The organism is Arenibacter latericius DSM 15913, from assembly GCF_000424985.1.
GTDB classification, from domain to species: Bacteria; Bacteroidota; Bacteroidia; order Flavobacteriales; family Flavobacteriaceae; genus Arenibacter; species Arenibacter latericius.
In genome coordinates this window covers 1-24,904 of record NZ_AUKX01000060.1, presented here as the reverse complement: position 1 = coordinate 24,904, position 24,904 = coordinate 1, and the positions used below count along the sequence as shown (strand labels likewise).

General features: G+C 38.5%; 22 protein-coding genes and 1 rRNA gene. 5 read left to right on the top strand and 18 right to left on the bottom strand.

What is annotated here, in order from left to right; all coding sequences use genetic code 11:
* Positions 1-145: ribosomal RNA gene (locus H344_RS0115035) — 16S ribosomal RNA — on the bottom strand; the annotation flags it as partial.
* Positions 146-691: 546 nt separating this feature from the next.
* Positions 692-1,417 carry a DUF4294 domain-containing protein gene (locus H344_RS20490; protein ID WP_051254358.1) on the bottom strand — a complete coding sequence of 242 codons (726 nt, stop codon included), beginning with the start codon at positions 1,415-1,417 and terminating at the stop codon, positions 692-694.
* Between the two features lie 104 nt (positions 1,418-1,521).
* On the opposite strand from H344_RS20490, the gene H344_RS0115025 reads away from it, so the two are divergent.
* Entirely contained in the window at positions 1,522-2,610 is a 1,089-nt protein-coding gene (locus H344_RS0115025) for a M42 family metallopeptidase (protein ID WP_026811052.1), read from the top strand.
* Between the two features lie 176 nt (positions 2,611-2,786).
* Here H344_RS0115025 and hisS read toward each other — a convergent pair whose 3' ends face one another.
* The 7 genes from hisS to H344_RS0114990 all read right to left on the bottom strand — a co-directional run bounded on the left by hisS (position 2,787) and on the right by H344_RS0114990 (position 9,471).
* Positions 2,787-4,163, bottom strand: coding sequence for a histidine--tRNA ligase (hisS, locus tag H344_RS0115020; RefSeq protein ID WP_026811051.1), 1,377 nt, complete (start codon positions 4,161-4,163; stop codon positions 2,787-2,789).
* A 59-nt stretch (positions 4,164-4,222) separates the two neighbouring features.
* Positions 4,223-4,693: a DUF6495 family protein gene (locus tag H344_RS0115015; protein ID WP_026811050.1), complete on the bottom strand. Its 471-nt coding sequence runs from the start codon at positions 4,691-4,693 to the stop codon at positions 4,223-4,225.
* 187 nt (positions 4,694-4,880) lie between these two features.
* Entirely contained in the window at positions 4,881-8,060 is a 3,180-nt protein-coding gene (locus H344_RS0115010; protein WP_034256778.1) for a TonB-dependent receptor, read from the bottom strand.
* A gap of 178 nt (positions 8,061-8,238) precedes the next feature.
* Positions 8,239-8,397: a hypothetical protein gene (locus H344_RS21745; protein ID WP_157378317.1), complete on the bottom strand. Its 159-nt coding sequence runs from the start codon at positions 8,395-8,397 to the stop codon at positions 8,239-8,241.
* A gap of 9 nt (positions 8,398-8,406) precedes the next feature.
* Positions 8,407-8,577 carry a hypothetical protein gene (locus H344_RS21740; RefSeq protein ID WP_157378315.1) on the bottom strand — a complete coding sequence of 57 codons (171 nt, stop codon included), beginning with the start codon at positions 8,575-8,577 and terminating at the stop codon, positions 8,407-8,409.
* Entirely contained in the window at positions 8,577-9,125 is a 549-nt protein-coding gene (locus H344_RS0114995) for an FG-GAP repeat domain-containing protein (RefSeq protein ID WP_026811048.1), read from the bottom strand. The genes H344_RS21740 and H344_RS0114995 overlap by 1 nt, the downstream gene beginning before the upstream one ends.
* 10 nt (positions 9,126-9,135) lie before the next feature.
* Entirely contained in the window at positions 9,136-9,471 is a 336-nt protein-coding gene (locus H344_RS0114990) for a hypothetical protein (RefSeq protein WP_026811047.1), read from the bottom strand.
* 269 nt (positions 9,472-9,740) lie between these two features.
* On the opposite strand from H344_RS0114990, the gene H344_RS0114985 reads away from it, so the two are divergent.
* Positions 9,741-10,316 (top strand): hypothetical protein, encoded by a 576-nt coding sequence (locus H344_RS0114985; RefSeq protein WP_157378312.1) that lies wholly within the window; start codon positions 9,741-9,743, stop codon positions 10,314-10,316.
* Between the two features lie 6 nt (positions 10,317-10,322).
* Here the strand turns inward: H344_RS0114985 and H344_RS0114980 are convergent, their stop codons facing one another.
* The 5 genes from H344_RS0114980 to H344_RS0114960 form a co-directional block, all read right to left on the bottom strand.
* On the bottom strand, positions 10,323-11,750 hold the full coding sequence (locus tag H344_RS0114980; RefSeq protein ID WP_026811045.1) for a c-type cytochrome domain-containing protein: 1,428 nt from the start codon (positions 11,748-11,750) through the stop codon (positions 10,323-10,325).
* A gap of 4 nt (positions 11,751-11,754) precedes the next feature.
* A complete protein-coding gene (locus H344_RS0114975; RefSeq protein ID WP_034256775.1) occupies positions 11,755-13,236 on the bottom strand; it encodes a DUF1501 domain-containing protein in 1,482 nt (493 codons plus the stop codon).
* Positions 13,237-13,240: 4 nt separating this feature from the next.
* Complete coding sequence (locus H344_RS0114970) at positions 13,241-15,580, bottom strand: PSD1 and planctomycete cytochrome C domain-containing protein (RefSeq protein ID WP_026811043.1); 2,340 nt, start codon at positions 15,578-15,580, stop codon at positions 13,241-13,243.
* A gap of 810 nt (positions 15,581-16,390) precedes the next feature.
* A complete protein-coding gene (locus tag H344_RS0114965; RefSeq protein ID WP_026811042.1) occupies positions 16,391-16,939 on the bottom strand; it encodes a hypothetical protein in 549 nt (182 codons plus the stop codon).
* Positions 16,940-16,963: 24 nt separating this feature from the next.
* Positions 16,964-19,345 (bottom strand): glycosyl hydrolase family 95 catalytic domain-containing protein, encoded by a 2,382-nt coding sequence (locus tag H344_RS0114960; RefSeq protein ID WP_026811041.1) that lies wholly within the window; start codon positions 19,343-19,345, stop codon positions 16,964-16,966.
* Positions 19,346-19,752: 407 nt separating this feature from the next.
* Between H344_RS0114960 and H344_RS0114955 the strand changes: the two genes are divergently transcribed.
* Positions 19,753-20,145: a hypothetical protein gene (locus H344_RS0114955; RefSeq protein ID WP_026811040.1), complete on the top strand. Its 393-nt coding sequence runs from the start codon at positions 19,753-19,755 to the stop codon at positions 20,143-20,145.
* A 143-nt stretch (positions 20,146-20,288) separates the two neighbouring features.
* Here the strand turns inward: H344_RS0114955 and H344_RS0114950 are convergent, their stop codons facing one another.
* The 3 genes from H344_RS0114950 to H344_RS21195 form a co-directional block, all read right to left on the bottom strand.
* Positions 20,289-20,927: a hypothetical protein gene (locus tag H344_RS0114950; protein ID WP_026811039.1), complete on the bottom strand. Its 639-nt coding sequence runs from the start codon at positions 20,925-20,927 to the stop codon at positions 20,289-20,291.
* Positions 20,928-21,105: 178 nt separating this feature from the next.
* Positions 21,106-21,678 carry an exo-alpha-sialidase gene (locus tag H344_RS21200; RefSeq protein WP_169514980.1) on the bottom strand — a complete coding sequence of 191 codons (573 nt, stop codon included), beginning with the start codon at positions 21,676-21,678 and terminating at the stop codon, positions 21,106-21,108.
* Positions 21,656-22,240, bottom strand: coding sequence for a sialidase family protein (locus tag H344_RS21195; RefSeq protein ID WP_051254356.1), 585 nt, complete (start codon positions 22,238-22,240; stop codon positions 21,656-21,658). Before H344_RS21195 ends, H344_RS21200 begins: the two co-directional genes overlap by 23 nt.
* 662 nt (positions 22,241-22,902) lie before the next feature.
* On the opposite strand from H344_RS21195, the gene H344_RS0114940 reads away from it, so the two are divergent.
* Positions 22,903-23,325, top strand: coding sequence for an amidohydrolase family protein (locus tag H344_RS0114940; protein WP_026811038.1), 423 nt, complete (start codon positions 22,903-22,905; stop codon positions 23,323-23,325).
* A 184-nt stretch (positions 23,326-23,509) separates the two neighbouring features.
* Entirely contained in the window at positions 23,510-24,256 is a 747-nt protein-coding gene (locus H344_RS0114935) for an SDR family NAD(P)-dependent oxidoreductase (protein ID WP_026811037.1), read from the top strand.
* Between the two features lie 74 nt (positions 24,257-24,330).
* On the opposite strand, the gene H344_RS20480 is transcribed toward H344_RS0114935, so the two are convergent.
* Positions 24,331-24,798 (bottom strand): transposase, encoded by a 468-nt coding sequence (locus H344_RS20480; protein ID WP_169514979.1) that lies wholly within the window; start codon positions 24,796-24,798, stop codon positions 24,331-24,333.
* Positions 24,799-24,904: the final 106 nt, after the last annotated feature.

Below are 24,904 nucleotides of genomic sequence, written 5' to 3'. Positions count from 1 at the left end.
CCCAGTAAAGGGCAGATTCTATACGCGTTACTCACCCGTGCGCCGGTCGCCATCTCCTAGTAAACTAGAAATGCTGCCCCTCGACTTGCATGTGTTAGGCCTGCCGCTAGCGTTCATCCTGAGCCAGGATCAAACTCTTCATCGTTGATTCTTAAATAACTTCGATCAACCATTAAAAGTAAAATGCCTAGCTCGTATTTTCGGTTTCTTTTTCAATATTCCCAATCTGTCGCCAGATTAGAAATACGCTGTCTTTACAATATGTCTAAGAACTTATTTGTCTTTTATTTCTCGCTCCGTTTCCGTAAGCGGCTGCAAATATACAACCTCTTTTTAAACTGACAAACCTTTTTTAAAAAAAACTTCGTTTTCTTTTTTTTCGCTTGTCAAATCGGTTAGGAATTTCAAAAAACTAAGCGACCTTAATCGCCTGTCCGCTCACTCGCTATTCGCGTCGTTTGCGGGGTGCAAATCTACGCCCCTTTTTCGATATAACAAGCCTTTTTTAAATCTTTTTTAAAACAAATTTACAACACCCTGAAAAACAAGTTTTTGATTGATTAAAAAAGGATGAACAAGATAGTATATTTTTTATAATTACCAAAAAGTTAAGTGGTAATTTATAAGCTCCTTACTATATCTTATAGTAAACCTTCAGGAGAATTGTTATCAAAGGTCATACAGACAGAGGCTAATTTCTTACCTTAGTATTTCCTTTATCTTTATTATTGTCATTATCATTATTGTCATTATCCTTCCATATATTACTTAAGGTAGCATAATCATATTCCAGCACCGATGGTTGTCGTTCTAAAGTAAAGTCAGCAAAAGCACGTTGTAAAATATCTTCAATTAAATAATCTTCATGAACAACATCAGGCCTAAACTCTTCCTTTATACTTATATTAAACATTCTCGCTGTGGTGTTATACCAAAATGCACGCCACCCACTTCTCAATTCCTTTACCAAGTCGAAGGCCGTAGTACCGGTTTGCCTATAAATCAACTTCACTAAAATCTGTCCTTCACTACGGGTCAATTTCTTTAGTTCCTCCGAAAACTCTTCTTCAATAAACTTCTGTACTTTACGGGTAAATCTCCTCTTGTGTCTATTCTTCTTAATATGCACTAGACTATCATTCAACTCTACTAATCTTTCGGCGGCCAATTTTGCATATGGATACACTTTTATTGTCTTTCTCCTTAATATATAGTAGCGAAGCTTTTCATTATAATTTTGAAATCTAAGTTTTCCAAAAATATAAACTTCATTCAGCTCAATAGAACTCTTCATAACAGAATCCCCCTTCATAATAATATATTGTTGGGAAATGGAATCTAAAGGTTCATCCGGAACCTGAGAAATCCCCAAGAATCCAATTAGTCCACACAGCAAAATTGATATTTTTCTTATCATCACATCTTAAATCTCAAAGCATGTGCCAAAATTAAGGATAAAGCCAGCAGTATATTATTAAATAAAAGTGAATATTATTAAGTTTGTAATTAAACTAAAAGTAAATGAGCTCAAAGAAAATTCTTAATAAGAAATCTATTGATTTTTTAGAAAAATACTTAAACAATGCTTCTCCTACTGGTTATGAGTGGGAAGGTCAAAAGTTATGGATGGACTATTTAAAGCCTTATGTGGATACCTATATTACAGATACCTATGGTACCGCAGTAGGAGTCATTAATCCAGATGCAAAATACAAGGTGGTTATTGAAGGACATTCGGATGAGATATCCTGGTATGTTAACTACATCACCGACAACGGACTTATATATGTTATTCGCAATGGAGGCAGCGACCATCAGATTGCTCCTTCTAAATGGGTAAACATTCACACCAAAAAAGGAATTGTAAAGGGTGTTTTTGGATGGCCAGCAATCCACACTAGAGACAGTTCTAAAGAAGAACCACCTAAATTAGATAACATTTTTATAGATGTAGGTGCCAAAGACAAGGCTGAAGTAGAAAAACTAGGAGTTCATGTAGGATGTGTAATCACATACCCTGATGAATTCCACATTTTAAATGATGACAAATTTGTTTGTCGTGCTATAGATAACCGTATCGGTGGATTTATGATTGCAGAGGTTGCGAGACTATTACATGAAAACAAAAAAGAACTGCCTTTTGGATTGTACATTACTAACTCCGTCCAAGAGGAGATTGGTCTTAGAGGGGCAGAAATGATTACCCACACTATTAAGCCCAATATAGCTATAGTAACCGATGTGTGTCACGATACCACCACCCCAATGATCGAGAAGAAGAAACAAGGTCATACTGAAATAGGTGCGGGTCCGGTAATTTCCTATGCTCCAGCTGTACAGAACAAGTTAAGGGAGCGAATAATTGAAACCGCTGAAGCTAATAAAATTCCTTTTCAGCGAATGGCATCCTCAAGATACACGGGAACAGATACAGATGCTTTTGCGTATAGCAATGGTGGGGTAGCCTCAGCGCTAATCTCTTTACCACTAAGATATATGCATACCACGGTTGAAACTGTACATAAAGATGATGTGGAAAATGTGATTAGATTGATCTATGAAACACTCTTGAAAATTAAACCAGACGAGACGTTTAGCTACTTCGATTAAGTTAGAAACTAAAAAATCCTCCCTTCTCGGGGAGGATTTTTTATTACTACTATTATTTGTGGAGCATATCCTCCAAGTAAATTACCTCTGGGCAAGCCCACAAGGCATTAAAAGAAAAAAAACGTATTGATTTCGAGGCAAGCCTCGGAGCATCTAAATCTCGATTATCGAGTAAATTACAATTCCTGTAAAAACTGACCTACATTATCCAAACTATATTCCGTTTGGCCACCTTTTACCATATCTCTAACCACAAAGGAGTTTGCCTCCAACTCCTTATCTCCTATCAATACCACAAATGGCACGTTAAGATTATTGGCATATTTCATCTGTTTTTGCATCTTGACACTAGAAGGATATAAATCCGCACTTACCCCACTTTTTCTAAGTTGATTCACTAATTTTAATGACACCATTGTTTCTTTATCGCCAAAATTGACACAAAGGACTTGAAGCGAACTATCTGCAGTTTCTGGAAAAAGCCCTAATTCTTCTAGCACTAGATAAATTCGATCTAGGCCAAAGGATATTCCAATTCCACTTACATTTTTAAGTCCAAAAATTCCAGTAAGATCGTCATAACGACCTCCACCGCCTATAGATCCCATACTCACCCCTTCTGGAGCAGCTACCTCAAAAATAGCACCAGTGTAATAATTAAGTCCTCTTGCTAGGGTAACATCAATTTTTAAGTTAGCTGACTGCAATCCTAAGTTTTCCAAAGCACCTATAATAAAGGAAAGCTCCTCTACTCCTTTGGTGCCAAGTTCTGAGTCTCTTAGTAATTCACCAAGAATATTAAGTTGCTCTAGATTGGTTCCCTTAAGTGAAAATAGAGGTGCAGCTTTTTCAATAGCCGATTCAGAAATTCCTTTTTCCCGCATTTCCTTAGAAACACCGTCTATCCCAATTTTATCTAATTTATCTAGGGCCACTGTAAAATCGATCAATCTTTCGCTTTCCCCAAGAACCTCAGCAATTCCCGCTAGCACTTTTCTGTTGTTCAATTTTATAGTTACTCCCTCTAACTTTAAGTCGGTGAAAACAGCATCATATAATTGTACTAATTCTATCTCCTGTAATAAAGAATCTGAACCAACAACATCGGCATCACATTGAAAAAACTCTCTGAATCTTCCTTTCTGTGGTCTATCGGCACGCCAAACAGGCTGAATTTGATATCTTTTAAAAGGAAAGCTAATCTCATTTTGATGCATTACCACATAACGAGCAAATGGTACAGTAAGATCATAACGCAATGCTTTCTCCGATATTTTGGAAGTAATAGCATTAGAATCCTTTTTGCTTAGCAGCTCACCATCTACCTTCTTTAAATAATCCCCAGAGTTTAATATTTTAAAGATTAGGCGATCTCCTTCTTCACCATATTTCCCCATAAGCGTATCGGAATTCTCAAAAGAAGGAGTTTCGATTGGCTGAAATCCGAAAGTTTTGAAATGCTTCTTTATTATATCCATGATATAATTACGCTTATTCACTTCGGATGGGGAAAAATCTCGTGTTCCCTTAGCTATTGACGGTTTCTGTGCCATGATCTAAATTCTATTGTAATTTGATTGATACTCTATATTCGTATTCTATATTAATGCTTTTACCCTATCATTTGGTCAAACCATTGATAAAGCTCACCTTTGGTTATAACTGCTCCCTGTTTTATCAAATTAAATTTATCCAGATTTTTGTCTTCTGAATACACTTTAGAGGCTGTTAAATATTCAACAAAATCGGATTGAAAATTTTTCTTAAACCACGCAAACCCTTCTTCACTAGTTAGGTCAATATCAGGATTCAATACCTTCACCGATATAAGTTTTATTTCCTTTTCTAATAATTGGAACAGGTGCATATGTTGAGCCGAAATATTTTCAAGGTATTCTATTTTGGATAGCACGCCTTCCCAAATAAGGTCACTAAACACATCTAACTCATCTTCTGCAACATGAGGTTTTTCCTTTTTTAGGGATTCCCATTCCTCCGCTGTAATCGACTGGGTTGCTAAAAAATTGATAAATTCTTGATGTAGTTCTTCCAGTTGTTCCTTAGTAAGTCTTGTATACTTCATTTATAACAATTTTACATTGGGCACTTCATATTAATCCCATTATTTATTATAGCGTTCATAACTGACGGTAGCGCTTAATAATTTGCAAAAATAAGAAGGCTGCGCGATTTGCACAGCCTTTTTAGATCTTTAAATGGTAAAATTAGTAAACTCGACCCTTAAAGGGACCTTTTAAGCGAAATACGATTTAAAATATGTATCGCAATCCTACCTGAGCTTGCCATCTGGATAATAAACTAGCATCATAACCATAGGTTTTTATCACTGTATTATCAAAAGTATAGGTGGGTATATTAGTATCCGGATCTACGGAAACCCCTATTGGACTAATATTATTAGGTTGCTGAATTACCCCCCAATCGGAATTTATTAGGTTCCCAATATTAAGCACGTCTATACTGAATTGAATGGTATTGGTCTTATCCCCGGCCACCTTAAAATTGTAATCTTGTAATAATTTAAAGTCCCAGCGCCCTCTCCATGGAGCAAGTGCCCCATAGCGTTCCATATATTCCCCACGGTGATCCTTTAGGTAATTATCTTGCTGTATATAGGCTTCAAACGCCTCTGCCTGTCCTGATCCAGAAAATTGCATTTGCCCTACTTCTGAGCTGGTAGGTATATACAGCAGGTCGTTATTTTGTGAAGAGCTATCTCCGTTTATATTTCCAGCATAGGTATAATTATACCTTCCTCCTTGAGCATATTCAAAAAAGGTAGAAATGGTGGTTGCCCATGTATCACCACCATATTTAAACTGCTTAGACGCTACTCCAATAAAACGATGGGTATCTCCATATTTTGAATAACCCAATACATCGTTATTAGCATTCCCTAGATTAGGGTTAAAATCGAATGCATCCCCTGTAATTTCCGCTTCTATAGAATTTACATCCTTGGCATTTAGATAACTGTAGGCTAAACTGGTGTATAGACCAGAGGCAAACGTTTTTTGACCCTTCAGGGATACATTCCATATTCTACCCTTGTCCGAATTGGTAAACACATATGCATTGTTCCCTTTATCGGCCGCAGTGTATATAGGCCTATTGTCTCCTGGAGCGTTTAAGGTTCCACTAGGATTCCTAAGTCCCCAATTCTGAACATGAGCTGCATTAATATCTTTGGTATAGGAAACATCTACCGTTCCAATAAAGCCGGACTCAAATCTCTTATCAATCCCAAGATTAGTTCTCCACACCTGTGGAAACTTAAAGTCTGGATCCACTAACTGGAAGAAACCATCATCGGCACCACTAACCTGATTCCCCAACCAAACAAAAGGCAATCTTCCGGTGAAAACTCCAGTCCCTCCTCTTATTTGGGTTGTTCTATCTTCCATCATATTCCAATTAAATCCAAGGCGTGGGGAGATTAACCAGTCATTAGTTGGCATTGTAGTAGAGTTTAAAAACACCTCTTCTCCTGTGTTTGGATTAAAATAGGGAACGGAAGTATCCCTAGTGGCTCCATTTTCTGTATTTATGAATTTTTGAATCAATCGGGAAGTATTAAAATAAAGGGGTTTGTCTGCCCGTATACCATAGGTAAGTTTAAATTTATCCGTCGCATTCCATTCATCCTGTAAATAGAACGCCAATTGTCCTACGTTTAGTTCGGACAATTTCCATCCTCCATCTTTTCCTACCCCCGCATCATTACTAGTATTAAATGCATTCTGTGTTGCGGCTAAATATTTTTCCACAACGCCACCAGGCTGAGCATTGTCCAAAAATTCCTGTACACTCGGATAGGGATTAAACAAACCATAATAAGGAAAAATCCCAAAATTAAAGGATTCATAATTTATCAGGTTAAAGGAGTTCTTAAACTGAAACTTTTCAAAAGAGAATCCAACGGTATAGGTATGGTTTCCTTTAAAGAAACTCAGGTTATTGGTCAATTGAAATACCTCTTGGTCTAGTAAATTATTAATAGAGAACGGCTCATGCCCCGCAATGATATAATTAGAACCATTTCCATCCTGTATGGTTATAACGGGTGCGGGTCTAGAAAAAGGATTTCTAAAATCATCAAAAACAGAATATCCAAGCTGCAATTTATTGGTAGCCTCATCGGAGAGACTAGAGTTTAATTCCAACTGAAATGAGTTTAATTTATTATTAATCTCATACCCGGAATTCTGAAATTGCAAGGTAGCAAAATTGGGTCCGCGAGTTGCAATTGCCGTAGGATGCGCCGGCTTTTCCTTGGAGGCATCCAAAAAATTGTAAATCAACGCCAATCGGTTACTATCATTTATATTCCAATCTAGCTTAAAAATCCCCTTAGTGGATTGGGCACCAAAAGTAAAACCTTCGTAGGCTCCCGTATCATATCCTAGGTTAGCTAATGCTGATTGCACCGACATTAGGTCACTTTCACTTACCCTGGATTCGTTAACCGCTCCCGATCCCGTATTAGGGATCCAACCATTTGTACCTAAGTCGTCCCTTTGATCTTTTTCAAAATTGACAAAAAAGAACAGTTTATTCTTCACAATGGGGCCTCCAAAACTAAATCCATATTGATTTTGTTTAAGGCTGGGTTTAACCACACTCTCACCTTTCACCTTGCTGCCGGTTAAATCCTCATTTCTATAAAAACCATAGGCTGTTCCTTCAAATTCGTTTGTTCCACTTTTGGTTACCGCATTAATAGAAGCACCGGTAAAACCAGATTGGGTTACATCATAAGGTGCAGTAGCCACTTGTATTTGCTCAATGGCATCCAAGGATATTGGCTGGGCATCTGTTTGTCCTCCTGGAGTAGGAGCATCCAAACCAAATGGATTATTAAATATGGCTCCGTCTAAGGAAAAATTATTGTATTGATCATTACGTCCTCCAAAAGAATTACCACTAGCCGTTGGTTCTAGACGGGTAAAATCTGACGCAGACCTAGAAATAGTGGGCAACCTTGTAAGCTCTCGCTCACCAACACTAGTTTCGGCTCCGGTCCTATCGCTTCCAAAGGTCCCAGTACCCCGATCAGATACCACAATCACCTCCTCAAGGGCCTGACTATCGGTAAGCAATAATACTTCTAAGTTTTGCGTGGTACCTAGGGTTAGGAATATGTTATTATCTGTTTGTGATTTGTAGCCGATATAAGAAATGGTAACCTCGTACGGACCACCCACCCTAAGGTTTAACAAATTAAACCTTCCATCCTCATTGGTAATGGTCCCGTACTTTGTTCCAGTGGGGGTATGAATGACCACAACATTGGCGCCGAATAGCGGTTCGTTGGAATCATCCAACACCAATCCGCGTATATTGGAGGTAGTAACCTGGGCAGATAACAATAGGCTACAGCCTACAAAAGCTATAGTCAGCAGCAATTTACTCTTGGTTAATTGTTTCATAATCAATAGTTTTATAAATTGGTTTCTATAAAAATAACGAAAAAAAAACCGCATAAAAATGTGACCTATACCTAAGTTGTACAAAAGATATTAACCTTTTGCTCCTACACGATTAATAAATTCTCGACGTTTCATCCAATTCAATTTATTAGCTAATCATTTACTGTTATACTTACTTCTATTCCTGAATAAAGACATGTACTCCCTTCTTATTCGAGGTCACAATATCGATCTTCCCATCTCCATTGAGATCTCCCGTAGAAAACTGTCGTCCCACCCCAGAATTATCATCAATTAAATCAGGAACCAATTCTACCGAACCATTTGGATATCTCAAAGTTTTAAACTAATATAGTACGGCTGGGTCCTCTCCACCTGGATCACGTCCATTATGAGCATAAAAACATTTCCCAGTGATAATTTCTAATATGCCATCATTATTAATGTCCGCAACTTCCAAAGCATGCAATTGACTAAAACTTACTCCATAAGGATTATCTGCTGTCCTATCAGTCATCACAACATGTTCCTTAAAACTAATTTTTCCGTTGTTCTCAATTTGCTCAAACCAAGAAAGTCCATAGACGTCAATACGTCATTATCCCCATCGCCATCAATATCGAAGGCATACATTTGGGCGCCTCCTGTTCCTGGAGAAAATGGATATTCGTGATAAATCCAAGGAGTGTTTTTATCCCAATTTTCCGGCTGCTGCCACCATCCACTTTTCTCAATTATATCCATCAGTCCATCCCCATTAATATCTCCCGCTCTCAAACCGTGAGAATACACAGGAAAACGTTGAGGGTCCTTTTCGGAAAAAGGTAGAACTAACCAATTATCACCATTATTTTTAGGAGGGATACCTAAAACTAATCTTCCGTCGCTGAAAGCCAATAGCTCTTTTTTCGTATCTCCAATTATATCTATGAAGACCGGGGATTCATTACAAACATTAGTTATAGCATTAAAATAGGTTGGTTCTTGTATTGCATCCACATCTAGAGGTAGCGATATCTCAGTGGGATCTTTGATCCATTTGCTATCCGAACCGGGAAGCCCCACATGAAGGATATCAATCCAACGATTCCCATCTATGTGAGAAGGGAATGTAAAAAAAAATAGTGGAATAGCCCTCTAAGCCCGGACCGGTTATAGGAAAGTATTTTACAGGGGCATAGGCAAAGGCTTCCTTAAAATCGGGGCCTTTCCACCATATAGAACTAGCAATGATATCTAGGTGTCCATCGTCATCTATATCTGCAATAGAGGCTCCTTCAGAAACATATTTGTCCAACAACTGAATTTTTTCAAAAGATACCAATGTAGAAGGCACTTCCTTTACCTGCCCCTTTAAAGAAACAAGTATTAAATAAGGTATAATTGATAAGGTATGTTTAAAGAATTTCATTTAGTTTATACCTATTTTAATGTCTTGATAAATGCCAACAGATCAGAAACCTTTTCGTCCGAATAGTTATAAAACAGCCCTTTGGGCATAAAGGAACGACCCCCCAGGAAACTGTAATATTATTACTTTATCTAGCTTTGAATTATAAAGGTGGAGGCCCGGAAATCACTACCGGAATGCAAATAAGATGGTGGGGGGTTTTGGGACTTATTGGATGAGCCTACCTCCTTAATAGTATGGTTTATCTCTATCTAGGTAAAAAAATGTGGATGGTGGTACTGACCTTTATAGTATTACTATTTTTAAACGTACAGGAAAACAACTATTTCTACGGGCTACCAGCATTTAAACTAGTTATAAGTGCTTCTAATCACGTTTTGGTGATGGCAGGTTTACTATGCACCTTATTATACTTAAAATTTAAAAAAGCTTCTCGACCCCTATCCCAATTTCTTACCATTATATGCATCCTCGGGGGGGGGGTATTTATAGGTTATGGATTTTTAATAAGGCCTTCATTTATAATTTCAAAAATATTGGCAACACCCTCTGGGACGGCTATTTGTATAGGTATTAGTTTATTATCCTATGTTGTTTTATATACAATTGTAGAGAAGCTAGGTTATTACAACTGGGCAAATCCTATTAAACCCGCAGGTACAAGTACCTTAACGTGTTATCTAATGTCCATTTTTGTGTATCCGATTTTGGCACTTATTGGTTTTCAATGGCCTAGCGTATTGACTATAAGCATCATCGGAATCCTTAAATCATTACTATTTTCTTATGTCCTTATTCTGATAGTAGGTGTTATGGAGAAGCAAAATATACGTCTTAAAATCTAGCTAGTATTAAAAAAGTAGACTGTCTTTTTCTATAAAGGAAGCCTTCAGCTCTTGATCAATTCCATGATTTAATTGCAGTTGCGGTGAGGATTCTTTTAATTTAGAAAATCCTGCATCTGAAATTTGTGTTTCCCAAACATAAAGGCTTTTTAATCCCTTCAAGTTCTTAAGAATGGATATGCTCTGATCTGTAATACCCGTTCCATACACTTTTAGCATACTAAGCTGGTCCAGACCTGTCAACTTATTTAACTCTGTATCGGTAATAGGTGTCTTATCAAGTTCTAACCACTCCAAGTTTTTACACTGGGCCACAAGATCCATTTCCTGTTCCCCTATGGGGATACCGCTCAAGTCCAATTGAATGATATTGTTAGAAATCCGTTTTAAGTCCGTTATATGGTTAGGTTCGTAATTGGGAGGCAAGAATACGGAGATGCTTAAAGCCTGGGAATTACTGCTTATCCTATTTATGGTAATGTAATCCGATGCCAAATTTTGCAGGGTACTGTCCGCGACCTTGGGAAGTTTTGCCCACGAGTTTGTTTTTCCGGACGCCATCATTTTACGTACCATACCTACTAAGGGTTCTTCGCTGCCCAGCTGATCTAACTGAACAGTATCCGAGGCTCCTAGGGCTATCCAGCGTTCCAGAATAGCAATCTCATCTTCGGTCAAGGGAATTTTACCCTCCGGAGGCATGTGATCTTCATGATCTTTTGGCAAGTGAAGTCGTTTAATAAGTTCACTCTCTTCAGGTTTACCGGGAATTAAGGCGTTTCCACTCTCTCCTCCTTTGAGCAGTCCGCCCATATCGGTCAATATCAATTCTCCTTTTCTTTTATTTGGATTATGACAGGAAACGCATTTATCGTCCATGATCCGGGTAACGATATCTTTATAGATCAAGGAGTTTTCAGGAATTTTCTTTTGTCGCTTTTTGGTAGGTAATGCCAAAAACTCCTCCCCATGGGTCACCATACCCCCATAATGGCCGGTAGCTACAACAAGTCCCACCAAGACCACTTGTACTGCTTTGGTGTACCTCTTTTGGTTCAGTCGCATCTGTGATAAGGCATACCAGAGAGCAGCCAACAATGCAACGCCCCCGCCCAACCATTGGTGCCAAAACAATAAATCTCCTTTGGCGGGAACTTCACTCCCTAGAAAAAATCCGGAAATTGCTGTTATAAGAGCAGAAATCACCGCAATGGTCAATAACAGCTGCGGCACTTTCTTTCCTGTCAAGCCCAAGAATATAGCCATTAATAAAAGGACAATTGGAAAATGTAGTATTATTGGGTGCAGTCTTCCAAACCAAGAAATCAGTCTTGGCAACGCTATATAGGATTCAAAAAGAAAGCAAAAAATAAGGAACACCGAAAGGCCCAAAACAATAAGATCTACCCATCGGTTTTTTAAAGTGTTCGTCATCTGATTATATTAAAAGATCCTTTACCACATTGCCCGCAACATCGGTAAGCCGGAAGCGACGGCCTTGGTGCTTATAGGTTAATTGTTCATGGTCTAGCCCCATGGCATACATCAGCGTAGCATGGAAATCGTTAATGTGCACTGGGTTCTCTATCACGTTGTACCCAAATTCATCGGTCTTCCCATAGGTAAGCCCGGGTTTGATCCCTCCCCCTGCCATCCAGATGCTAAAAGCCCTAGGATGATGATCTCGACCATAACTTTCTGGATTAAAATGACCTTGACAATAGTTGGTTCGGCCAAATTCACCACCCCAAACCACCAAAGTATCCTCTAACATTCCCCGTTGCTTTAGGTCCATGACCAAAGCAGCAGAGGCCTGGTCTACATCTTTAGCCTGCCCCGCCATTTCGTTGGGCAGGTTCCCGTGCTGATCCCAACCCTGGTGATACAGTTGGATAAAGCGGACACCATTCTCCGCCAATCTTCGCGCTTGTAAGGCATTGGCAGCATAGGTACCAGGGACTTGACAATCTTCACCATACAATTTGATGATGGATTCCGGCTCTTTGGAAATATCCATCACATCTGGAACGGACATCTGCATACGGTAGGCCATTTCATATTGTGCAATACGTGATTCTATTTCGTCATCTCCCGTTTCAACATGGTGTATTTTATTTAGGGACGAAACATGGTCCAATAAATGTCTTTTATCCGATCGGGAAAGTCCATCTGGATCATTTAGGTACAACACAGGATCTTTGCCCGAGCGCAACAACACCCCTTGGTGTTTGGAATCCAAAAATCCGCTTGACCACAATTTAGAATAAAGGCCTTGACTATTCCCCTTCCCTCTAGAGGTAAGAACCACAAAAGAGGGTAAATTCTTGTTCTCGTTACCCAAACCATAACTCAGCCAAGATCCCATACTAGGGCGACCTGAGATTTGGCTACCCGTCTGAAAAAACGTAATGGCTGGGTCGTGATTGATTGCCTCAGTCTGCATACTTCTAACCACCGTGATCTCATCGGCTATTTTGGCGATGTGTGGAAAAAAGTCACTGATCCATTTTTGGCTCTCCCCGTGTTGACGGAATTTTACCGCTGACGGCATCAAAGGAAAACTATCCTGTCCCGAGGTCATCCCCGTAAGGCGTTGCCCCGCCCTTACTGAGTCTGGCAAATCTTCACCCATCCGCTTATGCAAAGTGGGCTTGTAGTCAAAAGACTCCAACTGGGAAGGCCCCCCGGCCTGGAACAGATAAATAATACGTTTAGCCTTGGGCGCAAAATGCGGAATGCCCAAAGGTTGAGCTGCCAATGTCCCGGCACTCCCTTTGAAGAGATCGGGGATCAGCAGCGATCCCAGCGCCAAAGACCCAATCCCAACACTCAATTGGGAAAAGAAATGGCGACGATTCACTTTTAAAGGGTTTTCGTCCTTGCTCTTGTTTTCTTCCAGGTTATTTTTATGTTCCTCCATGGTTTTATTCTTTGGTAATAGTTTCGTCCAAATTGTAAATGGCCTGTACGGTGAGCATCAGGGCAGCCGTTTTCATGGGATCGGTATTCAATTGCTTATAATCCCCTACCGCTATTAATTTTTCTGCATCTTTTATATTGGACTGATAAAGCTTCACCGCATCATAATAATAGTTCTCCAAGATTGAAAGCTCTTCTTTTTTAGGAGAACGAACCAGGATACGCTTAAAAACACTGGTCACTACATCGGGATCATTAGGATTATTAAGAAGTGTCCGCTGTGCCAATACACGGGCGGCCTCCAAAATCTGTACATCATTCTGTAGCACTAAAGCTTGTAAGGGGGTGTTGGTCTTTTGCCGGCGTACCTCGGATAAGTCTCTATTGGGCGCATCAAATATGGTCATGTTAGGTGGTGGCAGGGTTCTTTTCCAAAAGGTATATAAAGAGCGCCTATAAAGGTCATCACCCTCATCGGGGATATACTCGGTTAAGATACCTCGGTTACCACCCGCATTGGTCTCCTCCCAGAGCCCTGCAGGTTGATAGGGCTTTACACTGGGACCACCGATTTCACGATTGAGCAGACCGCTGGTGGCAAGAATATAATCTCGGATCATTTCACCACTCATTCGGAATCGCTCAGCACGGGCCAATAGTTTATTGTCTGGATCGGCCTTCTTCAAATCTGGCCTAGCTTCAGACTTTTGCTGGTAAGTGGCGGAGAGCAAAATCTTTTTTAATAGGTACTTGGTATCCCATCCGTGCTCCATAAAATCAACCGCCAGCCAATCCAAAAGCTCTGGATGGGTGGGTAGGCTTCCCTGCACCCCGAAGTCCTCGGAAGTCTCTACAATTCCCTTTCCAAAGAGCATACCCCAAATACGGTTAACATACACCCTTGCTGTCAATGGATTTTTTGTATCGGTCAGCCATTGGGCCAATCCCAAACGATTTTTTGGAAGGGATTCCGAAAAAGCGTAGATAGCGTTAGGAGTGGCAGGCTGTACCGAGTCGGCAGGTTGGTCGTATGCACCCCGGTCCAGGATATATGTGGACTTGGGAGCAGAATCGTTCATAACCATAACCTTGATTTCTGATATGTTTTTCATATTGATAAATGAAAGTACTCCATCGCTCTCCTCATTGGAAATTTCCATATATGGAGGATCGGCAAAGAACTTCTGGTTTTTTGCCGCTACCGCATCCATCTGTATCCCTTTTTCATCCACTTGGTTAAAAAATGCGAAAAATTCAAAGTAATTTCTTTGGGAGATGGCATCGTATTTATGATCATGGCACTGGGCACATTCCAAGGTGATCCCCAAAATCCCTTTGCCCAGAGTATTGGTTCTATCCAACACGTAATTAGTTCTATATTCTTCCTGGATCACCCCCCCTTCCTGGGTTATGGGATGATTACGATTAAAACCCGTGGCCAGGATCTGTTCCTTGGTGGCGTTGGGCAACAAGTCGCCCGCTAGTTGCCAGGTCAGGAATTCATCATAGGGCAAGTTTTCGTTAAAAGCATGGATCACCCAGTCGCGCCAAGGCCACATGGTACGGTAACTATCGTCCTGATAGCCGTGAGAGTCGGCATACCGCGCTACATCTAACCAAGATTGGGCCATGCGCTCTCCGTAGGCAGGAGATGCCAAGAATTCATCTATGATTTTGGAGATGTTCTCTTCGGAACTATCCTTAATGAGCATTTCTACTAGTTCGGTTGTTGGGGGAAGTCCTGTCAGGTCTAAACTAATCCTTCGGATAAGCGTTTCTACTAGGGCCTTTTCAGAAGGCTGAAGGTTATTCTCCTCTAGCTTTTTCAATATAAAACTATCTATTTCGTTTTGTGCCCAATCCGTCCTTTCCGTCTTCGGAGCCGCGACTTTCTCTGGCGGTAGGTAAGCCCAGTGCTTCTCAAATTTAGCACCCTGCTCTATCCATTTCTTGATAAGCTTCTTTTCATAGGAGTTGAGGGATAAGTTGGAGTTTGGAGGCGGCATTTTCATATCTGGATCGTCTGAAACGATGGCCTGGTAAACCTTACTTCTCTTGGGATCTTTGGATACGATGGGGAATTCGTCAGGGCTATCAGATAGCTCGGTGAATGCTGTCTCCTCTAGATCTAGGCGAAAACCCTTGCGCTTATTCGCGTCTGGACCATGGCAAGTATAGCAGTTATCGGAGAGGATAGGTTTAATATGGAAGTTGTAATCTACTACTTCAGGGAGCTTCAGCGATGAATAGTCATCTTTGGAAACATGAAATATCCCACTGGTATAGGCGTACAACACCCCAAGAAGTACTGCAAGGATCGATATGATCAGTATTTTTTGTTTCATTTTATTATTCTTCATTTTTATTAAGTCGGGGAATACCAATATCAATGCGGTCTTAATTGGATTAAGACACTATTAGCAGCTAATCCGTCAACCGATGTAAAATTCAAAATTTTATTAGGCGAAGAAGAATCCGGTCACTTTAGTCTTATGCTTTACTAATTCCATATAAGATTTAGTTTTTAGTTGTTTGATATAACTTTTTGATAGCTAGCTATTCACCTATGTATTTTAAGGAATGGATTGAGCTTACTTAGAGATTTCTGAATGTCCAAAATGTTTCTTTTCTGGTTTTCTCCTTGCAGCCATTACCGGTTAATAGTATTTTAATATTTCGTGGTAATACTCTTATAATAGAAACTTAATTAAAGTTAATTCATAGGAAAAGCTTCAGCGAATAAGATATCCCTCAACCGTATTCTTAAACTTTTAACTTTAAATGAACTTACAGATCATATTTTAGACTAAGAAAGATATAAAAAATATCAGTCAATAATTCAGATCATTAAAACTTCTCTTGACTTATCATCAGAAAAGTTGAAATAAACCTAAGAATTATCTTGTTCTATCTATTTTCAAATAAATAGACCCATTCTTAATCCATATTTTCTAACTCAATTATCCTTTAAATACAAAAAATTAAGACAAATTTTAAAAGCAGAATTGCAACTTGTCATGTTTCCATAGCAAGTTGAATGAGCATTATAATATTTTCAACCTGGTCTAACTATATAGAAAAAGAGATTTTATACCCTTTGCTTTCTTTTCCCTAAATGATAAACAACTTGCAGACCTTTTGTCTAATATAGCTATTCAATAGCGGGAATCGCGGTGCACTTTTATCGTAGCAAAATCGGGCCCTAGCTCCATTACCATGAATTCTGACATGGTGGGACGCTCATAATCGAAACCTATATTTTTAATGGTAATATTGCGACTATAAAGATTAGCTAAATGTATCATCTTCCCATGACTCACTATTAGGGTTTCATCCCCTTCCAAAGTAATATTACTCATATGCTCCAATAAAATACCAATACTCTTGACTTTACTAAGGGAGTCAGACTCAGTGGCATTGGAAACATACAGTTCTCTTTTCGCTGCAGCGGCAGGCCAAAGATCTATCCGACCTTTAGGAAAACGGACTATGGCCGATTCGTATTTTGCGGCATCGGCCAAAGCTTTAGTAATTGCCGGAACTGCATCCTTAAAAGAATTAGCTTCAACACCATAATCTCTTAAATCTATTACTTTTTGGGCGTGTAACAGATTGGCAATTCCAAAACATATAAGGAAAGTCAACCATCTTCTTCCTTTCAACAAGAAATTAAACCTAGAAATAATCATTAAAAAATTCTTCATAGCTATAAAATGGTTGGCCCTTCGTTAATTTGATGATTGCAATGCTTCATTTAATGTCAACACTTGTCCTCTTTTTAAATTAAGCTCCACAGTTTTATCTTGATATTTTACCTTTTGAGTCTGACTTACTGTCGATAAAAATCGTACCTGAGTTAAATCCCCATTCTTCCACTCTATAGACACCTCTACTCCGCCCCTGGCTTTTAAACCAGAAATCTTTCCTGAAGCCCACGCTTTGGGAAGCGCTGGAAGTAGGTGAATTTCACCAGAATGCGACTGAAGGAGCATTTCTGCCATCCCAGCAGTTGCCCCCATATTTCCATCTAATTGAAAAGGTGGGTGAGTAGATAGTAAATTAGTATAGACTCCGCCTCCGTCCATCATATTAACGCCATCTTCATGCACCAACTGCATGGCCCTTCTCAACAACTTATAAGACCGATCTCCATCTAACAATCTGGCCCAGAAATTAATTTTCCAACCAATAGACCAGCCGGTACCGTCATCGCCCCTAGCATTTAAGGATACTCTTGCTGCTTCTACTAGATCTGGTGTCTCTAAAGTATTCACCTGATTTCCTGGATAGAGTGCATACAAATGAGAAACATGTCGATGTTTGTTATTGGGATCATCCACATCTTCCTTCCATTCTTGCAATTGCCCCCACTTCCCTATTCTCAATGGTAATAGCTGTGATTTTGCAGCAATCAACTTTTCTTTAAATTCCTTGTCTTCACCCAGTACTTCAGTGGCTTTAATACAATTTGTAAAGATATCCCATGCAATTTCTATGTCCATATAGGCCCCAGTAGAAATCCCACCATGTTCGGGAGAATATGAAGGTGAGGATACCAAATATCCATCCTCATCCTTAGTAAGATAATCTAACCAAAATTGGGCAGCCTCTTTCATTATAGGATAGCCTTTTTCTTTTAGATACGTACGATCTCCAGAAAACTCATAATGTTCCCAAACGTGACGGCCATACCAAGCTGCGCCCCCAGGAAAAAAGCCCCATGGGAAATCCCAGCCTGGAGCCGTAAATCCAAAAGGATTATTCATGGTATTTACGATCCATCCATCGGCATTAAAAAAATCCTTAGCCGATTTTCTGCCAGGTGCTCTTAATCTATCTATATACTCAATTAAAGGCTCATGGGCTTCCGATAAATTGGTGATTTCGGCAGGCCAATAGATCATTTGAATGTTGATGTTGGCATGATAATCACTAGCCCAAGGCGGACTCGTCATATTATTCCATTTACCTTGCAAGTTGGCGGGCATAGAACCCGGTCTGGAACTACTTATAAGAAGGTATCTACCATATTGAAAATAAAGGGTTTCCAAATCAGAATCCTCTTTACCTGCAGCATACGCTTTTAATCTTTCGTTAGTAGGAAGATTATTTTGATTGGTAGATTCTAACTTAAAATGTACCCTATTAAACAAGTGGGTATAATCTTCTATATGTTCAGATAAAAGCTGGTTATATTTTTTTCCTCTTAAAGATTTAATTGTCTTTTGGTTCAACGCCTTATAATCCCGTCCTGTATAATGAGGATATTCATTTTTATAATCCGTTGCCGCGGTTAGATATAAGGTTAATTTCTTAGCAGATTTCACCTGTACTTCTCCGTTTACGAAAGTTGGTTTTTCACCATCTGATTCTATCAGCATTCTACTTTCCAATCCCATCCCGTTGTTCTCTAAACTACCAGACATTACCAATTCTTTCCCTTCCAAGGTTATGGAAACATTCTTATGAACTGCGGTTTTTCTAATGACATAATCGATTCCTTTAGGACTGTTATTTTCAAAATGGAATACTAAGGTGCGACGAGGATAACTAGCAAAATAAGTACGCTTATGATCAACTCCATTCTCGGTATAGGAGATAGTAGATACCGCTTTAGAAATATTTAGTGTTCTATTATAATTACCGGGGATACCGGCATGTACCGGTTTTACAAATATATCGCCAAAAGGTTGGTAGGCTCCATAGCCGGCCCATCCTGTTTTTTCATCGTTCCCTTTAATAACCCCAGTAAGTTCCTTGTTGGCCAATTGATGTGCCTCTTTGTATTTCCCCTCATTGAGCAACTTTCTTACCTCAGGCAGGTATTTATGTGCATTTTCTCTATTGCCGCCATTATACTGGTCCCATTCACCCTTTCCTCCTGCCCATAAGCTTTCTTCGTTAAACTGAATATGCTCCTCCTCTATACCTCCAAAAATCATGGCTCCCATATAGCCATTACCTATGGGCAAGGCCTCGGTCATCCATTTATCTGCAGGGGCTTCATACCAGAGTTTTAACTGATCATTTTCCTGACCATATACTTTGAGTGTCGTAACAAATACGATTGTAATAAGGGCGCTGAAATAGCTTAGGTTCTTAAAGTTCATTTGTAATAATAATTAATTGTAGTTCCCTATGGTTATTTCTCGAATAAGGGATATTCGAGATTATTTTATGTTTTTCGCTAAGATAATATATGTACAGTAATGTCCTCATAGCTTAACATATTGATTTGGTACTGTGATTATTCTAATAATAGCATCTACACTTAGATGAATAAATGGAATTGACAGAAGGTTATACAACTGAAAACAGAGGTTTTAAAGACTAAAATGAAAATTAAAATAGTTGACATTAATTACTAGATTCGGAAACAAGTATTCCGTTTATCTTGAAAATCAGCGCTAGCGATACTTTTTTATTTGAAAGTGTTCAGCATTACCCTTATAAATTTTTAATTTTAGAAAAGTCATGAATACATTTTCTGTTTTTTAAGCTATTAAATATATCAAGAATGAAAAAAGAAGAGTTATTAGGTAAGGAGCTAAGCAACCTATATGCAATAGCCAAACAAGTAAACCATTATTTTGATGGAAGTGATATCAACTTTCTTTCGGAAAGAACGCAACAGATATTGGTGAATTATATAAAATTCAGTTGTGCCAATGAAGAACAAACGGCCGGAGCTCTAAGGGATCTCAAAATAAATCCGGGAAATACTTCCGATTCCATTGTAAACGAGATTACTGAAAACCTGCATGATATTACCACCCAAAAAGGCTATAGCAAGGAAACAAGGGAGTTAGGCTTTCTTATGTCATTGAATCGACTTATAGGGTACCATGAGTCCAACCTAGAAAACATTCAGTATTTGATTGACTTGGTTTATGGTAAAGTGAAAGGTTAGAAATTTAATAAATACTAGTTAAGCTATGTGGAAATAATGAGTAGTTAAGATTTAAAGATAGATTTAAGTGATTTAAACACATTGAATGCTCCTTAACTTTTGATCTATTAATAAATTTAACAACTATAAATAGACAGAACGATTTAATAAGCGACCATCCAAAGTGTACCCGAACAATAGAACTCCCACCCTTTCTCTTCTGTATATCTAAAGAAATTAGCTTCGAGCTCATTATAAGCCCTTTCAAGAAAAAATGCAATTGTCCTATCCTTATTAAATACAGGAACAGAAATCTGACGGTTAAATTGGAGTGTAAAAAGTACGTCCTCGATATCTAGTTTTCTAAAATTCTGTTTTTGATTAGACCATTCCGCCATCCACTCTAAATCTTCATCCTTAAGAAAATCACTTACTTTGGGTTCAAGATACTTTCGTACTATAGAATCGGTTTTAGCCTTTTTCATTAGTACGGATAAACCATCTAAAGCATTAATCGAATCTATTTTAGCAACCCCTGTATCCCAAGAATTAGTATTTACAAAATTAACTTTCAACTCGTCATCCATTCTTTTTATAAATTCTGGACCATATTCACTATCGATATATGACTTATAGTATAGTTCCTTATTAATATCTCTATTACCAGTGATGGTTTCAGAATAAGCCCTAATAACTTCTTTAATTTCATGCTGTTCTTCTACAGGGCGTATTTTTTGAGTTTTACAACCCGATTGAACAATTAGTAACATTAAAGCCGCAATAATTATATATGTATATTTCATGGTTAGGTATTTTATGACAGATTCACCTTAATAATTAGAAATTCACCTAGAACCATAATATTATGTTCTAAATTCTCTCTTATTGATACACCTATCCTAGAGAGGTTTTTTGCTCTATTAAGTTCCCCTCCAGTAATGTTTAAGAGCTAATAGTTGATGAAGCTTCTTCCTAGCTTCACTAATCTATATAATCGGTTAGGTTTAAACCTTCTAACAACCAGGCTAAATTAAATCGAGCGATTTTTGCACCTAAATCACTTTCATACAACAGAAATAGTAATCCTTCTGAAGCAGTGCCTTTCCTACCTGCGATTAATGAAGAGTAGGCAAAAGTCCCTTTATCTACTATCTTTTTTAGTGGCCATGATTTTCCGCCATTAAAACTAAGCCATACGGCTCCATTTTTCCTCCCTGATTCAGAATCAATATTACTATACAATAGAATATCATGACCTTCTATAGGTAGTCTTACTAAACCTGCCATTAAACCATAGTCCCTATCTTGATCTCCGTCTGGCAGCTCTTCACTAATTGACAAATCCTCCCAGGTTTCTCCCCCATCATAACTCCAAGCTATATATCGCATACGAGGATTCTTACCATCAGTGGACTTATGGCGACGGGAATTATAGTATAAATGCCCGTTGGATAGTTCTACTATTGCTGCTTCGCCGGTTCCATAGGCAGGGAAAGGCTCACTTGCAATCCAAGTTTTACCGCCATCATCACTATACATTACTATACATTGCATTAGTATAATGGTTATCCCAATGTTCCTTGGCATTTCCCCCTGCATAATACCTTGTGGGACGAATTAAACGACCTGCAAATTTTCCAAACTGTAAGGTAATACCATGCTCATTCATATGCATAGAAGGGATATGTCCTAAACCATTAGGGTGAATAGTTACCTCCTCCTCTTTCCATGTAATTCCATGATCCCTACTTCTATATAAATGTAAAGGGGAGATAGGATGATCCTCCTCCATAAAAGCAAGAATATCGCCTGTAGTTTCATCTACCGTGGTACCTCCTCCTTGAAAACCTGGATTGGCTATAGTAATTTCCGGACCCCACATACTTCCACCATCCTCACTTCTTCTAACTCGAAAATGTTTACTACCCCAAGTAGCCACTACTGTTCCATTCATAGCAACAACAAGGTTGGGAAAGCGTTCATCGGTAAATAAATCTTGCACATCAAAGATGGGCTCCTCCCTAATTTCTTTAGAGATGACCTTCTTTGGCTGGGCATCAACAATATTTCCAAGTCCAAAAGCAATTATTCCCAAACAAACAATTAAGGTTCTCATATTATATTTAAGGATAATTTCACCCTGAAATTAAAAATATAAGTGTCAATACATTGATTCTATATATCCACATTTAGGTTTTATTTATTATCCTTCCTATAAATATAGTTTAATTCTTCAACTATTTTCTAAGCTATACCAATTGAATTTTAAAAATTGTTTAATTTATAAAGAGTGAAGTAGAATATGATACCCACTAAATCCAACTAAGCATTGTTTTCACAAAGAGCATTAAAAAATGCAGATAGGTTGGTCTAACCACAAACAAAAAAAATAAAAATCATATTACTTATTTGAAGTCCAAAACAGATATACCCTTTAGAGATTTTAGAGTCTTTTCTATTATCTTAGGTTTAGTTAATTTCATCTAGAACATCCTATTTAGATAATTATACAACCTAATGACATATTGTATGTGAATTTAAAATATTACACACCTATTATTTAATTATCAACTTTTTAAATAAAAAATAACCTGTATTTGCCTTTAAAGGGCTGGTTTATAAACTAAAATAAATTCAGTACCTTTATTTCAATGTTCCAAAACATTAGCCCGCCTATGCCCCCTATCCTACTCGTAGAGGTTAGTTTACTTTACATTCACCGCAACTGCGACACCATTAGTAAAAGAAGCATTGCGACAAAAAAAATATATCGACAAAATGTTGAAACATCCTTTGGATAAGGGCAGAAGAACAATCATTATCCATTCAAAATTGGCACTCCCCAACCAGTTGGAAACTTATATGAATTATATGATGCATCCTTCCTTTTTCACCAATCACGCCTATTTTTATGGAGATGTGTACTCAGAGAATTCAGGGGAAAAACACGCGCAATGTATGGGTCCGATATTAGGCGTAAATCTATTGGGTTTAAAGCCTAAGAACCACTCCGATGATACCGCCACCCTTGTCAATTCAATTTTCTCGGGTTGTTCCGCAGTAAATCGGGTTTCCCGTTGGGGTGCGATCATAGGGAAAAACGAAGGTGGAATTTCTTATCAAGCTTTGCAATCGATTACTAGCAAGGTGCTAATGAGTTTTTTTGTAGGACAATATAAAAGGAACATTTACTATAGGTAAGTTAGCGGACTTAGTGATTTTGGACATAATTCCATTGATAGTAGAACCTATCGCAGTTAAAGAGATTGAAATATTAGAAACTATTAAAGATGGAGCCAGTATTTATAAACAATAAGATACGGTATAATTATAATTTATATTGATTATATAAATTAAAAATCATTCACTAATAATTTAAGTAAATATGAAAAATTTAAAAGGAAAAGTAATCATCGTAACAGGAGGTGCAGCAGGAATTGGAGGAGCAATGACCTCTGAACTAACAGAAAGAGGAGCTTGTGTAGTTGCAGTTGACTTAAATGAGGATGCTGGAAATAAAAAAGTAGCATCCAACCCAGACCAAATCGCTTTTTTAAAAGGAGATATTTCAAAAGAATCAGTGGCAAAAGAGGCGGTACAACTGGCAGTTTCTAAATTTGGCAAATTAACAAGTGTGGTTAATAATGCACATGCATCCCGCCAAAAACCATTAATGGAACTTTCTGAAGATGATTGGGAATTATCCATGAACACTGGTTTAAAAGGTACATTAAATTTTATGAAAGCTGCATATCCCGAACTTAAAAAAACCAAAGGATCTATTGTAAACTTCGGTTCTGGCGCCGGATTACTTGGTCAAAAAAATCAAGGAAGCTACGCAGCAGCCAAAGAAGCTATTAGAGGGTTATCTCGTGTAGCAGCTAATGAATGGGCAGAGGATGGTATAAGAGTAAATGTCGTTTGTCCACTAGCACTTACCGATGGAGTGAAGCAATGGAAAGAGAATTTTCCAGATCAGTATGAGGAAATAATAAGTAAAAATCCAATGCATCGTTTTGGAGATCCACAAAAGGATGTTGCTCCAATTATCGCCTTTTTATTAAGTGATGATAGTCAGTATATGACAGGTCAGACCCTTATGGCAGATGGTGGTGATATAAAATTGAGATAATATACTACCTTGGGGCAAGCCCTCCTGTATCCTATGGTTAAAACAACTATTACTCCATAATTTTTTTCTATATGCTAAGCTGCATATCCCATAGTGTCAACATAGGGAGTGCCTCTTTTCACCACAGCGAACGCCCTTGCCAAGAGTTTGTTCCTTACGATGTTCAGTGTACTCATCTCGTTCTTTCCCTCTTTCAGCCGCCTTTGGTAAAAGACCCGCATCTCCGGAACGCACTGTATGGCCGTCATGGCACAGAGGTGGAACAGTACCTTGCCCTCCTTGTTTGCTAGGTGACTTATTTTTGTTCTTCCCCTTACACTTGTTCCGGATCGGTTAGGAAAGGGAGCTATGCCACAATAGGAGGCAAACTTTCGCCAGCTTTTGAACTTGGTAAAGTTGGCGGTATAGGCAATCATGAAAAACGCTGTTTGTGGTCCCACGCCGTTGATTGTATTCAAGAGTCCATAATTACGGAACATAGATTCATTTTCCTTAATAATCCCTTCCATCTGCTTTTGCACAACGCTTATTTGTTTTGACAAATATTTGATCATTTTTTCCTGTGTGGACAGGAGCACTTCATTTTCTTTCCTCAACAACACTCGTTTTTGCTCTTTCAACGAAGCCTTGAAACCAGATCTTTGCTTT